This window comes from Methylobacterium sp. J-068 (assembly GCF_022829445.1).
Classification (GTDB): domain Bacteria; phylum Pseudomonadota; class Alphaproteobacteria; order Rhizobiales; family Beijerinckiaceae; genus Methylobacterium.
The window spans coordinates 1-13,392 of the sequence record NZ_JAKSXY010000101.1 but is presented as its reverse complement, the minus strand read 5'-3'; the positions used below and the strand labels follow the sequence as shown (position 1 = coordinate 13,392).

The following is a 13,392-nucleotide window of genomic DNA, read 5'->3' as shown; positions in this document are numbered from 1 at the left end:
CAGTCCAGAAGCGGACCGGCGGGAAGCCACCCAACCCGGTCGTAGAGCAGACCAGCAGGTCTCGACCCAACCTTGCCGTAGCAGCCCCCTCACAAGTGGCCGCGAAAGCGGATACCTTCCAGGCCGTCCTCCCAGCTCCGCGCGATCGTCTGCCTTAGCGATGCGACCCACGCATCGGCGTCTCGACGAAACGTGCAGCCATGATGCCCCTGACATCGTCACCGAGCGGGAGAAGAGCTCGGACACCACCTCGCCGCGAAAGGTAATCGTGCCGCTATCGGGTTCGAGCAACCGGGGGATAACGTGCTCAATTTGGATGGCGGATTGTCTCCGCCTCCAAGGACGGCAGGAACCAGCTGAGGCCTACCTCGAACGCGTGCTCGGCGGGGCCAACGACGTCAATTTCCTGTCGGAGGAGTACGACGTTCTTGGCCGGTACCTCACAGGGAATTTTCCGCAGGCCCTGACACATCGCGGCGTCGTGAACCCCGCGTTGGGCCTATGCGGACCTGTCATCGATCGCAGTGGCAGCTGCCGGTCGGGCTCAAGGCATCACGATACCGTGGTTCGAGAGATCCGTCCGCGCATGAGGTGACCTCGGTCATTATCGAGGAGGCTGTGGGCGGCTCTCGTCTGCCCACAGAGGACGAGCGGACCGCCACTCCCAAGATCCGTTGGTCATGCCGGAGCCGAAGCCGTCAGTCCCACGTTAGGGGCCAATAAGGCCTTTCGGGTTTGCCTCGCCGATGTCACGGCGTCCGAGGAATGGCTCGACCCGGGACCATCGTCCATCGTGGAAATCGTCGTGATGACCGATACCGCCCTCGCCGACCCTTGCCGTTCAGGCCGTCCAGGCAGGGCCGCCCTTCGCCTCGCGTCACTCTCAGCCATTGTTGCGCTGCTGCCTCTCGGCGGCTGCAGCGTCCTTGATCACGGCGTGTTGGGCGCCGCCGGTCCGGTCGCGGACCAGACCCGCAGCCTGTTCCTGCTTGTCTGCACAATTCTGCTTTTCGTCGCCGCGCCGGTTCTGCTGCTGACGCCGATCTTCGCCTGGCACTACCGATTGTCGAACACCAAAAGCGCCTACCGACCGCAATGGGGCTTCAACTGGCCGCTCGAAGGCTTCATCTGGATCCCACCGGCGATCATCGTCGTCGTGCTCGCCGTGCTTCTGTGGCGCGACACCCACAAGCTCGACCCGTACAAGCCGCTGGCCTCACCGTACCCACCTGTCGAGGTGCAGGTGGTCGCCCTCGATTGGAAATGGTTGTTCATCTACCCCGACGAGGGCGTGGCGAGCGTCAACGAGTTCGTCTTCCCTGTCGACCGCCCGGTGCATCTCAGCCTGACCAGCGGCACGGTCATGCAATCGTTCTTCGTGCCGCAGCTCGCTGGCCAGATCTACGCCATGGCCGGCATGACCACGCAGCACAATCTCGCCGCTAACCGGCCCGGTCGCTTCCGTGGCGAGAACACGCAGTTCAACGGCATGGGCTTCCAGAACCAGAAGTTCCCGGTACTGGCAAAATCGACCGACGATTACGCCTCCTGGCTCGCGCAAGCCCGCTCTGGAAGAAAGACCCTCGACGAAGGCGCCTATGCTGCCCTGACCGCTCGTTCGATCCAGGCTGAGCCGATCCTGTTCGGGTCGGTGACGCCGGGCCTGTTTCAGACGATTCTCGCCCATGACGATCCGGGCATGCCCACCGCCCACGGACATCACCCCAAATGAGCGACGACGGTCTCTGGTTCTTCCTGTTCGGTCGGTTGAACGCGCATGCGTTCCCGTTCGTGCGGGCCTGGGAGAATCCCAACCTCAGCGAACTCATCGGCGCTTTCGCCGGTGCACTCGTGGTCGTTGGTGCGGTCGTCCTCGTCGCGCTGCTGACCTGGAAACAGTGGTGGCGGCCGCTCTTCCTCGACTGGGTGACCAGCCTCGATCACAAGAAGATCGGGATCATGTACATCGTGATCGCCGGCGTGATGCTCAGCCGCGCCCTCGTCGAGGCGGTCCTGATGCGCGCGCAGCAATCGCTCGCGGTCGACGCTCCCGGTATCGTCACGCCCGAACACTTCGCGCAGCTCTTCAGCACGCACGGCACGATCATGATCTTCTTCATGGCGATGCCGTTCCTGACGGGGCTGATCAACTACGTGGTGCCGTTGCAGATCGGTGCCCGCGATGTTGCCTTTCCACTTCTGAACTCGATCAGCTTGATGCTGACCGCGGGCGGGGCCGGCCTCGTGATGATCTCGCTCGCCGTCGGCGAGTTCTCGACCGGCGGATGGTCGGGCTATCCGCCCTATACGGGGAAGGTCTTCCAGCCCGGCGTCGGCCCGGATTACTGGATCTGGGCGATCACGCTGTCGTCCCTCGGCACGACCTTCTCGGGGCTCAACTTTGCGGCGACGATCTATAAGAAGCGCTGCCCCGGAATGCATCTCACGCGCATGCCGCTGTTCTGCTGGACAGCACTCTGCACCTCGATCCTGATGATCTTCGCGATGCCGCCGTTGACGCTCGCGACCACTCTCCTCGCCCTTGATCGTTACCTCGACTTCCACTTCTTCACGAACGATCTCGGCGGCAACATGATGAACTACGTCAACCTCTTTTGGCTGTTCGGCCATCCGGAGGTCTACATCCTCATCCTGCCGGCCTTCGGTGTCTACTCCGAGGTGATCTCGGCCTTCTCGTCAAAGGAACTCTACGGTTACAAGTCACTCGCCGCCGCCACCATGGTAATCGGCGTGCTCTCGTTCACGGTCTGGCTGCACCACTTCTTCACGATGGGCCAGAGCGCAGACGTCAACGCCTTCTTTGGCGTCGCAACGATGACCATCGCCATCCCGACAGGGGTCAAAATCTACGACTGGATCTGGACGATGTTTCGCGGTGAGGTGCGCTTCACCGCGCCGATGCTGTTTTCCCTCGCCTTCATCGTTACCTTCGTCCTGGGAGGTCTTAGCGGCATCCTGCTCGCGATCCCGCCCATCGACTTCGTGGTCCACAACACTGTGTTCCTCGTGGCACACTTCCACAACGTGCTGATCCCGGGCCTGCTCTACGGCATGATCGCGGGATACATGTACTGGTTTCCCAAGGCCTTCGGCTTCCGGCTATCGGAGATCTGGGGCCGGATCTCCTTTGGCTTCTGGGTCTCGGGGTTCTATCTCGCCTTCATGCCGCTCTATGTACTCGGCCTCGGCGGCATGGCGCGTCGAAGCCAGGCCCTGTTCGAACCCGATTACCGACCCTGGCTCTTTGTGGCGATCGTCGGCGCTTTCCTCTTGCTCGCTGGCCTCGTCACCCTGTTCGTCCAACTCTGGGTCAGTGTGAGGGATCGCGAAGCGAACCGCGTCCCGGTCGGCGACCCTTGGGACGCACGCAGCCTGGAGTGGTCGGTCTCGGCACCGCCGCCGGAGTACAACTTCGCGACGATCCCGCAGGTGGATCGGCTCGATCCCTTCTATTGGCTCAAGGAGCGCAAGGAGGCCTACAAGCCGGCCGACCACTATCAGGCCATCGTCATGCCGAAGAACAGCTGGGTTGGCCCGCTGGTCGGGCTGGCCGGTGCGGTCTGCGCCTTCGGCCTCGTCTGGCACATCTGGTGGCTGACCATTCTCGGTTTCATCGGCGTTTGGGCACCGGTCGTCGCGCGCAGCTTCGTGCGCGATGTCCATCGGACGATTTCCGCATCCGAGGTCGAGGCGACGGACCGGCGATGGCTCGATCTGGCCCGCACGACGCGTCCCGTCCCCCGCGAACTCGAAACCGAGCCGGCCAATCTTGGGCTCGCCCGACCCTTCCCCACACAGGTGCCGTCATGAGCGCCCCGCAGCTCCAGCATGTCGGGCTCAACCTCCTCGACTCGGATGAGATGGACCCGGGGGAGGCCGCCATCGGCCTCTACGGCTTCTGGATCTTCCTGATGAGCGACGCGATCCTGTTCGCCTTGCTCTTCGCGATCTACGGGACGCAGCTTTCGGCGACGGCCGGTGCTCCTGGGCCGGCCGCGGAGTTCAAGCTCGGCCCCGCTTTCATTGAGACGCTCATCCTGCTCACCAGCAGCCTGACCTTCGGCCTTGCCTCCATCTCCATGAAGTATGACCGAGGTTGGATAGGCGTCGTCGCATGGCTCTTACTAACGCTCGTCCTGGGGATCGTCTTCCTCGGTTTCGAACTCAGCGATTTCCGGACGATGTTCGCCGATGGAGCGACGCCGAACCGCAGCGGCTTCCTGTCGGCCTTCTTTGCACTGGTACCGACGCACGGCCTGCATGTCACCGCCGGCTGCATCTGGATCGTGGTGATGCTCGCACAGATCGCGGTGTTCGGCTTGGACGCCAGGGTCAAGCTGAATCTGCTGAAGCTCGGCCTATTTTGGCATTTCCTCGACATCATATGGATCGCAATCTTCTCCGTGGTCTATCTTCAGGGAGCTCTCACATGACCACCCGAGGGCCCTCGAAGGGCGTCGTGTTGCTAAAGGCTGCCGGCGCGGCTGCTCTGATTGGCACTGCGAGAGCATTGGCCGGCGGCACGGCGATCGCGAGGAATCGACGGGGAGACGAGGCCAGGGCACGCCTGCGATCGAGCGATGAGAAGCATGCCAAACGTCGCGACCTGCTGACCTACGGCATCGGGTACGTTTTCGCCCTTCTCCTCACCGGCGCCGCGTTTGCGGTCGTGACCTGGGGATGGGCAGCAGGCACGACGGCGCTTGGGATCGTTTTCGTACTGGCCCTGGTCCAAGCTGTGGTGCACTTCCGCTGCTTCCTGCACGTGGATCTGCGCCGCTCATCCCGCGACGATCTGCAGTTGATCCTGTTCTCCACCCTCATCATCGGGCTGATGGTGGGCGGCACCCTCGTCGTACTGCTCAACCTGCGTATGCGGATGATGTAGTCGCGGCGAGGGGCCGCCCATCCCTCACCGGAGGCGGCGCGGGGTCGGTGAAGCCCTCGCAACCGTCACGGCTCCGAGAAGCACCGTTCCGAGTGCCGCGGCGATGCCGAGTTTGAGCCAGCGCGGGTCGGCAGCCGGCACCGACGTGAGCGAGCGATCATCAAACCTCCCATGCGCACCCGGATCGGTGTCGACGGGATCGTAGAGGTTGTCCGGCCGCCCTTCGATCGCAGCTTGGCTCGTCATTTCACCGCGATACCCGTGCCGCGCGAGGTAGCCGTCGATCCAGCCCGGGATGATCATGTTGCCGATGATCGCCTTCCAGGTCGGGAAGCCGATCCAGAGTTCGCGCGGCGAGGTCTGGGCCGCGCGATAGACATGGCGTGCGATCGCCTCTGGTTGATAGATCGGCGGGACCGGTTCCAGCCGACGCGGCATGCGCGTTCGCGCCCAGTCGAACTGCGGCGTGTTCACCGCCGGAAGCTGCACCATCGTCAACCGCACCCGCGAACCATCGTGCAGCAACTCGCTGCGCAGGCTGTCGACGAAGCCCCGCACGGCGGCCTTCGCCGCGCAGTAGCTCGATTGGAGCGGAATCGACCTGTACGCCAGGGCGGAGCCGATGCAGACGATGGAGCTGGCGTTTCGGTGCTGCATGTGCTTGAGGGCCGCCAGCGTGCCGTAGACCTGTCCGAGATACGTCACCTCGGTCGCCCGCTTGTACTCCTCAGGCGATGTCTTCTGCACCGGCGCGTAGATCGTCACCATCGCCACGTTGATCCAAACGTCGATGCCACCGAACGCCCTTACGGTCTCGTCCGCCGCCCGCATGACGGCATCGGCGTCCGCGACGTCGACCCGATGCGCCAGCGCCCGGCCCCCGGCGTTCTCGATGTCCCGTACGGTACCGTCGAGCCCTGCTTCTCCCCGCGCCAGCACCGAGACGTTCCAGTGATGCCGGGCAAATTCGTGGGCGATCGCCCGCCCCACCCCCGCACTTGCACCGGTCACCACCACGGTGGGACGCCGGTCCACTTTTCGCTTTTGGCTCATCGGTCACCCGTTGGAACTGATTTGGACATTTTCCTGGTCGCGGCCGATCAACGTTCCAGCGGACGGCGCGTTCGCCTGACATGGGCGACATGAGCGTTCCATCCTGATGGTGTGGAATTCGTCCGAATCGCAGTTGTCGCCGACCAGTAGGCGCCGCGGGATTTGGGCGAAGGACCTTTCATTCCCTCAGCGCTCGCGTGTCCAGACGAGACCGTAGCGCTCGCTCGGCCATTCCGACGGAGCTTGAAGCGATTTGGCAGCGCCGCGATACAACGCGGTTCAACGTTCGGGATTCGTGCCACAGACCTGCCAGGCTTAAAAGGCAGACCTGCCGCATTCGACCCAACATAGTCGTACATCCCGTTGCGAGCGTCGCCCGAAAGCGGACGTTGCCCTAAAGGCCGCCAGGCAACTAAAAAAATCAATTTCCCTGAGCGTGGAACCCACGCCAGGTCGAAGCTCGATTCAACCCAAAAGTCCGACATGCCTAAGGTGAGCATCAATCTGAACGCTAGCTAAATGGATTAACCAGGCCGCTCATAACAGTCCGCCCAAACCGTCGATCCCCAGGGCGGGATTCAGCTTTTTTCCGGTAGAGCACGAGAAACGGCACGGAAAAGGTCGGTGCTAGCGGGTATTTGCGACGCTTGGCGAATGGCTCGACCAAACAGAGCGATGATGCCGTGCCGCCACCGCCCTGGCCCCTGCATCGCCGGTTGAGCTTTGCCGCCTCCGCGCGTTCACTCCCGTAACCCCACTGGGACGGGAGCCCCGATGTCGAGTCTGACCGAGCGCAAGGCACGCCTGATCGTCCACGGCGACCAGCCCTACAACGCCGAACCGCCCCTCGACCGATTGCGGGCCTCGTACCGGACGCCGGCGAAGGATTTCTACGTCCGCTCGCACGGCAACCTGCCGGACCTCGACGAGGCAGCCTGGCGCTTAACCATCGATGGCCGCACCAGCACCGCGCTTGAGTTGTCGCTATCCGATCTGCGGATCCGCTTCCCGGAAGCCACGGTCACGGCCACGATGCAGTGCGCCGGCAATCGCCGCGCCGACATGCGGGCGGTCGCCCCGGTCTCGGGCGACCCGTGGGATGCCGGAGCCATCGGCACCGCCGAATGGACCGGGGTGCGTCTCGGCGACGTCCTGCGCGAGGCGGGGGTCGCCGAGCACGTGGGTCACCATGTCGCCTTCGAGAGCTACGACATGGTGGAAGGCCGTCCCTACGGCGTGTCGATCCCGCTCGCCAAGGCCATGGCGCCCGAGACCCTGCTGGCCTACGCCATGAACGGCGAAGCCCTGCTCCCGGAACACGGCTTTCCGGTCCGCGCGGTGGTGCCGGGCTTCGCCGGCGTGCGCAGCCCCAAATGGCTCCGTCGCCTGAGCGTCCAGGGCCATCCCTCGGACAACCCGATCCAGGCCGACGAGTACAAGCTGTATCCGGCCGACGTGACCGCCGAGGCCGCCGATCAGGCCAAGGGGTACACCATCGATACGATGCCGCTGAACGCCGCGATCTGCGAGCCCGGGGCTGGGGCAACCCTCAAGTCAGGGGGTAATAGGGTCCGCGGCTACGCGGTGAGCGGGGATCGGGCCGTCGTACGCGTCGACGTCTCCGGGAACGGCGGCCGGTCCTGGGTACAGGCCGAGCTCGAACACGAGGCGGACGCTCCGTTCGCCTGGACGTTCTGGAGCACAAGTCTCGACATGCCTGCGGGCGAGCATGAACTCGCCGTGCGCGCCTGGGACGAAGCGGGCCAAACGCAGCCGGCAACGTCGAACGAGATCTGGAACCACAAGGGCTACCTGTGCGCCTGCTGGCATCGGGTACGGGTTAACGTCGCCTAGGGACAGGCGACCTGGCCTATCGCCTACCTCCGCCCTCGTGGACGACGTCCCACACAGCGGCCGACCCGGCATCCCGCCACGATCCGACGTGACGCCCGGCGGTCATTCCGACCCTATCGTGCGCGGCACAGGCAACGTCCGACCTTGGCGGGAGTTTCCCGTGCGTCGAGATACCCGGCGCCGTGTCGCCGCCCCCAAACTGCAAGGAACTCCATGTCCCGTGAGACCAGCATCCAGGCGACCGAGAAATTCGGCGAGCTCGTCAACGGCGGCCGGTTCGAAGCCTTCCCCGAGGTCGTCGCCCCGGATTGCCACGATCACGACCCGGCGCCGGGCCAGCACATGGGTCCCGAGGGATACCAGATGTTTTTCACGCAGCTTCGCTCCGCCTTTCCCGACATGCAGGTCGAGGTGAAGAAGCTCGTCGCCGAGGGGGACAGCGTCGCCTTCGCCTACACGCTCACCGGCACTCACCAGGGCGACTTCAACGGCCACAAGCCGACCGGGAAGGCCATCAAGGTCCGCGGCATGCAGATCGGCCGCTTCGTCGACGGCAAGATGGTCGAGCGGTGGGGTTCCTCCGACGAGCTCGGCATCCTCAAGCAGATCGGCGCCATCGAGGGATAATGGAAGCCTCCGCGAGGACGTCCCAGCCAAGGGACGTCGTCAAGGCCTGACCCGGGGCGGCCCCTGTACCGCCCCGGACGCTTAAGAACCAACCGCTGGATGCCCGACTCCTCAGGCGCTCCGGGCCTGGTCGGGATGGCGGCCCTCCGCGAACTCCTCGACGATCTTGGCGCAGAAGGCCGGCAGGTCCTTGGGCGTGCGACTGGTGACCAGCCCCTTGTCGCAGACGACCTCCTCGTCGACCCAGGTGCCGCCGGCGTTCTCGATGTCGCGGCGAACCGTGGGGTAGGAGGTCAGCGTCCGGCCCTTCACGACGTCCGCCTCGATCAGCGTCCAGGGACCGTGGCAGATGACTCCGACCGGCTTACCCGCGGCAAAGAAGTCCCGGACGAACGCCACGACGTCCTTGCTCGCCCGGAGCTTGTCGGCGCCGACGCAACCGCCGGGGATGATGAGCCCGTCGTAGTCCGCGGCCGAGGCCCCCTCGATGGTCCTGTCCACCTTGTAGCGGCCAGCGGGATCAAGGTCGTTGTTGACCGTCTCGGCCTCGCTGGCCTCCAGACCGATGACCGTCACGGTCGCCCCGACCTGCTTCACCGCCTCATGCGGCTTGGCGAACTCCGGCTCCTCGGTGCCGCGCGGTGCGATCAGGATCGCGATCTTCCTGCCCTGCAAGCTCATGTCATCATCCTTCTGAATGTCGTCATTCAACGGAGGCGCCGTTCGCGCCGTTCCTCACGCCGGGATGCGGTCGATGCCGACGGAATCCTCGGCCGCCACGCCGTTCTCGCGGTGGCGGAAGTCGCTCAGCGCCCGGTAGACCTGGAGGCGCGCCCGCATCACCGAACCGAGCGGCTGGTGCGCCGCGAGGCTGTGCGCCGGGCGGAAGGTCATCACCTCGTCGAAGTAGCGCACCCGATCCGGCGAGTAGGCGTCCTGACGCGGCAGGCGCAGCGTCGCCACCGTGCGGTAGGGGCTGACCGAGACCGGCCAGTCGACCGAGGCGTCCTCGATGGGCTGCCGCTCGGCATCCGCCCAAAGCTGCGCCTTCAGCTCGAACACCACCTCGTTCTCCCGGAAGAACGCGACGGTGGCGTGCCGGAAGCCGTCCTCGTCTTGGTGCGGGTCGAGACGCCACTCGGACAGGGCACGCTGGCTGTCCGTCGACGGCACGGCCCCGAGCTTGGCCACGTAGTCACCGTAGCGGACAGGTGCCTGGCTGAAGTAGCTGTCGGCCAGCGGGTGGCTGTAGGGATGGCCGAAGAAGTCGGCCAGCGCGCTCTCGGTGCCGAAGGCATGCAGCGCCCGGTTGAGGTTGCGCATGGTGGAGGACACCGCGCTCTTCACGCCCTCCGGCAGACCGGTCGACTTGCCGATGACAGTGCCGTCGCGCAGGAAGCCCGCCGCCGTACCGGACGGAAAGGTGGTCCCGGTCGCGAGGACGAAATCCTGGGTGTCGACCGCGTGGCCGGGCAGCTTCTCGCCGGGGACGTCGAAAACCTTGATCGACATTCCGCGGTGGGTTGAGACCCGGTCACCCAGGGTCTCGCCCGGTCCCTGAGCGAAGCGAACCGCGACGGGATGGGTGCCGGGAGTGGCGAACAACCCTTGGGCCAGTTCAGGCGGCAGGCCGGTCGCGATCGTCAACTCGCCAGTGACGCAGGCCGAACTCTTTGCGTGGCTGGCCCGCACCACATGGTGCTCGCGCCTCTCCACCGTCTCGGATTGCTGCGTCATGCCGGCGATGATGCCGTCAATCGTCTTCTGCTCGTCCGCAGCAGGCTTCTCGATGCCGGGGGTGTATCGAAGGTAGGTCAAGGTCTTCCTCACGGTGATCGGGGAACTGAAGCGGACCGCGGCAGGAGAGAGGGCGGCGGACTCTGGGTACGACGTATTGAGTCTGAAACGGGATCCCGTTCCAAATATCGAGGGACGGCCGCGGACCGTTCCCGGATGACCTTGCGTCCGTCGAAAGTCTGCCTGAGGTCGGCTGCGCCATGAGTTGGCTTCGAAGCGCTGCTTCGTTTTCGCGGTAATGGAAGACTGGACCATGGACCGGTTGCTGAGCGGAGGCGGCAAGCTCGGCCGAAATGCTTGACGACCCGGGGATGACCGCGGGCTCGGGTGTGCGACAAGCCGTTTCAGGGCGCATCCTTCCCGACCGTTTCAAGGATTACGCGCGCCGTCTCGGCAGGCTGATCCCAGTGCGGGAAGTGGCCGCAGCGCTCGAACCAGTGCAGATGGGCCGACGGGAATGCCACCTGGGCGCGTGCAGCCTGGCGCGGCAGCAGAAGGTGGTCTTGGCGGCCCCAGCCTATGGTGACAAGGCCGGGGGTCTTTGCCGAACCCTGCTGCAAGGGCCCGCGTGCCAGCTCACGCAGCATCGAATCGAAAACCGGTGTGGCCGCCAGGCTCTGCAGCTCCTCTACGACAAGCTGCGGTGGCAGCAGCCACGGACGGGCTGACAGTTGGGCCAGCAGCAGCGTACGGGTGACGGCGTGGCGCGACAGGCCGGGATGGAAGGGCCGCAGCAATCGCACCAGGCGTATTGATGCCGCGAGCGTCCAGTGTAACCAGCGTGTTTCCCACCCGCGCCAGAAACCGCCGGGATCAAGCGCCACGCAGTGCCGACCGATGCCCCGCCGCGTCAGCTCCAGGACCAGCCGGCCCCCCACCGAACTGCCGACAAGGTCCGCTGTCGTCAGGCCTTGAGACTGCACGAAGGCGGCAAGGGCGTCCGCATAGGCCTCAACCGTCTGCCGGCCCGCGAGCGGGGCCGATCTGCCATGTCCCGGCAGGTCGACCAAGATCAGTTCGCGCGAGCCGCGTAATGCGGACAAGAGCGGATCCCAGGTACGGAGATTGGCCCCCAGCCCGTGGACCATCAGTAGCGGCCGCCCCGTGCCGAGGCGTTCGGAATGTAGGAACATGACGGCATTGTCCTTAATGTTCGCGCTGCAGTCCGAACATTGGTCCGTCGCAGATTTCGTCAGTCTGGGCGTGCCAGTCAGGTCCGTGGGCGCTCGTATCGGACACTTCGAGGTTGCATCGCTGGTCTGACAGCCAGCTAAACCGCGCGGGGCCGACCCTACTCCGCAGTCTTGCAAGCGCCGGACGTCACCGGGAAGATCCTGCCAAAGTTCGCCACGAGAGAGCTGGGCCTTCAATGCTCGCAGAGACGTGGACGTAATCTCCGCGCCAACTCAGATGCCGGCGTACCAGGCGTAGCCCTGGTCCTCCCAGTAGCCGCCCTTGCCCCCGCCGATGTGGGCGAAGCTCTCGACCACCTCGATTCGCATCACGTACTTCGCCTGCTTGTAGCCGAGGTTGCGTTCCACCCGCAGGCGAAGCGGGGCGCCGTTCGAGATAGGTAATGCCTCCCCGTTCATTTCGTAGGCGAGGATCGTCTGCGGGTGGAACGCGTCGACCAAGTCGATGCTCTCGTAGTACCTGACAGGTGATCCGCCGCTGGCCGCGGTGTCCTCCGACGCCTGCTGTCCGCCGGAGTCCTTCCTGCTCTCGCCGCTGCCCGATTGCTTGGTCATGCTCGGATTGGCGTTGCCGGCGGGTACCTCGTCGGTCCCCTCACCATCTCCTCCGCCTTCGAGCGAATTGCCCTGGTCCATGGTGTCGGCGCAGTGGAACACCACGTATCGCGCCTCCGGCTTGAGCCGAGCGCGGTTGAGCAATTCGGCGAGGGGTACCCCGGTCCATTTGCCGATGGCGCTCCAGCCCTCGACGCAATCGTGCCGGGTGATTTGGGTGCGGGCCGGAAGCTTGCGGAGTTCGGCGAGGGACAGCTTGAGGGGCGCCTCCACGAGGCCGCCGACCTCCAAGTGGTACTTAGCGAACTTGCCCTTCGCCAGGGCCTTGTAGTCCTTGTCCGGCGGGTCCTCGGTGCCGTTCGGCTTGAACCATGGCGAGATGTCGGCCTCGGCGTATTCCGGTGCCAGCGTCGCGTCGTCCATGAGCAGGCGCTGGACGAACATGTTGGCGTCTTCGCCGGTCTTTAGCGTTCGCCGGAACCACTCCGCGTTGCCCAGGCGGTCGCAGCCTCCGAGCATGGCCGCCGCGGCCGTGGCGGAAGCCCCCACCAGGAGGGCGCGTCGGTTGGGTGCGCGGCTCATGCCCGGGGCTCTCCGGCAGGGACGGCCGGCTCGACCTTGCGCTCGATCACGAACCAGCCGGTGAGCATGCCGCGCATGTTGTTCCAGAAGCCCGACAGCAGGACCAGGGCGACGTGCACGACTACGAACAGGACCAGCAGGCCCGCCACGACGAAATGGACCGTGCGGGCCGACTGGCGTCCATCAAAGAGCGTCAGAAGGAAGGGAAAGGCCGCGTTCATCGCCGGCGACATCGCGAGCCCGGCCAGCACCTGCACCGGCAGGAGCACGAACAGCACGACGAGGTAGGTGAGCTTCTGGATGACGTTGTAGCGCTTGGCCTCGTCTCCTTGAGGGAAGCGCAGCGTCAGGTGCTCCCAAACCGAGGCCCCGAAATGACGGATCTGGTCGCGCGACGGGATCACACGGAATCGCAGCTGCCCGCTGACCAGACCATAGAGCAGATAGGCGATGCCGTTCAGGACGAAGGCCCAGGCGAAGAAGAAGTGCCAGGAACGGCCGCCGGTAAGGTCCTGGTCGCTCGGCAAGGTCGTCCAGGCCGAGAAGCCTCGGTCCGCCGCCTCGCCGTCGGAGCCGACCGATGAACCGAGCCAGCCCGTCGTGTCGAAGCCATGGCCGAACACCGTCGTCATGCCTTTGGGCGGGTCGTCCTCGGTCTGGGTCATCGACATGAGCGGCGCGTCGAAGGTCGAGACCTTGCCCCAATAAAGGGCCGGGTGGGCGTTGAAGATCTGTAGGCCGCTCATCACCAGGACCAGCAGGCAGATCGCGTTCACCCAGTGGGTGACTCTGATCACGAGGGGATGGCGAAACATCCAGCGG

Annotated in this window: 12 protein-coding genes; 6 read left to right on the top strand and 6 right to left on the bottom strand. The window is 65.0% G+C overall.

Translation table 11 applies throughout. The annotated features are described in order from the left end of the window. The first annotated feature begins 808 nt into the window (after positions 1 to 808). From MKK54_RS17425 to MKK54_RS17410, 4 genes are read left to right on the top strand one after another with little or no spacing between them, the layout of a single operon-like run. Complete coding sequence (locus tag MKK54_RS17425) at positions 809 to 1,732, top strand: ubiquinol oxidase subunit II (protein ID WP_244012471.1); 924 nt, start codon at positions 809 to 811, stop codon at positions 1,730 to 1,732. Beyond that, a complete protein-coding gene (locus tag MKK54_RS17420) occupies positions 1,729 to 3,831 on the top strand; it encodes a cbb3-type cytochrome c oxidase subunit I (RefSeq protein ID WP_244012470.1) in 2,103 nt (700 codons plus the stop codon). Before MKK54_RS17425 ends, MKK54_RS17420 begins: the two co-directional genes overlap by 4 nt. Beyond that, entirely contained in the window at positions 3,828 to 4,454 is a 627-nt protein-coding gene (locus MKK54_RS17415) for a cytochrome c oxidase subunit 3 (RefSeq protein WP_244012469.1), read from the top strand. The genes MKK54_RS17420 and MKK54_RS17415 overlap by 4 nt, the downstream gene beginning before the upstream one ends. After that, the gene (locus MKK54_RS17410) at positions 4,451 to 4,909 is read left to right on the top strand and encodes a cytochrome o ubiquinol/quinol oxidase subunit IV (protein WP_244012468.1); all 459 of its coding nucleotides are present in this window, start codon (positions 4,451 to 4,453) and stop codon (positions 4,907 to 4,909) included. Before MKK54_RS17415 ends, MKK54_RS17410 begins: the two co-directional genes overlap by 4 nt. A gap of 24 nt (positions 4,910 to 4,933) precedes the next feature. Here MKK54_RS17410 and MKK54_RS17405 read toward each other — a convergent pair whose 3' ends face one another. Then, positions 4,934 to 5,962 carry an SDR family oxidoreductase gene (locus MKK54_RS17405; RefSeq protein ID WP_244012467.1) on the bottom strand — a complete coding sequence of 343 codons (1,029 nt, stop codon included), beginning with the start codon at positions 5,960 to 5,962 and terminating at the stop codon, positions 4,934 to 4,936. Positions 5,963 to 6,736: 774 nt separating this feature from the next. On the opposite strand from MKK54_RS17405, the gene MKK54_RS17400 reads away from it, so the two are divergent. Together MKK54_RS17400 and MKK54_RS17395 are read left to right on the top strand one after the other, a co-directional pair. Then, on the top strand, positions 6,737 to 7,816 hold the full coding sequence (locus MKK54_RS17400; RefSeq protein ID WP_244012466.1) for a molybdopterin-dependent oxidoreductase: 1,080 nt from the start codon (positions 6,737 to 6,739) through the stop codon (positions 7,814 to 7,816). 213 nt (positions 7,817 to 8,029) lie between these two features. Further along, on the top strand, positions 8,030 to 8,443 hold the full coding sequence (locus MKK54_RS17395) for an ester cyclase (protein WP_244012465.1): 414 nt from the start codon (positions 8,030 to 8,032) through the stop codon (positions 8,441 to 8,443). A 111-nt stretch (positions 8,444 to 8,554) separates the two neighbouring features. On the opposite strand, the gene MKK54_RS17390 is transcribed toward MKK54_RS17395, so the two are convergent. From MKK54_RS17390 to MKK54_RS17370, 5 genes are all read right to left on the bottom strand, one after another. Further along, positions 8,555 to 9,124, bottom strand: coding sequence for a type 1 glutamine amidotransferase domain-containing protein (locus tag MKK54_RS17390; protein ID WP_244012464.1), 570 nt, complete (start codon positions 9,122 to 9,124; stop codon positions 8,555 to 8,557). 54 nt (positions 9,125 to 9,178) lie between these two features. Then, on the bottom strand, positions 9,179 to 10,261 hold the full coding sequence (locus MKK54_RS17385; RefSeq protein WP_244012463.1) for a catalase family protein: 1,083 nt from the start codon (positions 10,259 to 10,261) through the stop codon (positions 9,179 to 9,181). 323 nt (positions 10,262 to 10,584) lie between these two features. Next, a complete protein-coding gene (locus MKK54_RS17380; RefSeq protein WP_244012462.1) occupies positions 10,585 to 11,373 on the bottom strand; it encodes an alpha/beta fold hydrolase in 789 nt (262 codons plus the stop codon). A gap of 273 nt (positions 11,374 to 11,646) precedes the next feature. Beyond that, positions 11,647 to 12,570, bottom strand: coding sequence for a molybdopterin-binding protein (locus MKK54_RS17375; protein WP_244012461.1), 924 nt, complete (start codon positions 12,568 to 12,570; stop codon positions 11,647 to 11,649). Continuing rightward, a partial coding sequence (locus MKK54_RS17370; protein WP_244012460.1) for a cytochrome b/b6 domain-containing protein occupies positions 12,567 to 13,392 on the bottom strand: 826 nt, incomplete at its 5' end. The genes MKK54_RS17370 and MKK54_RS17375, both read right to left, overlap by 4 nt.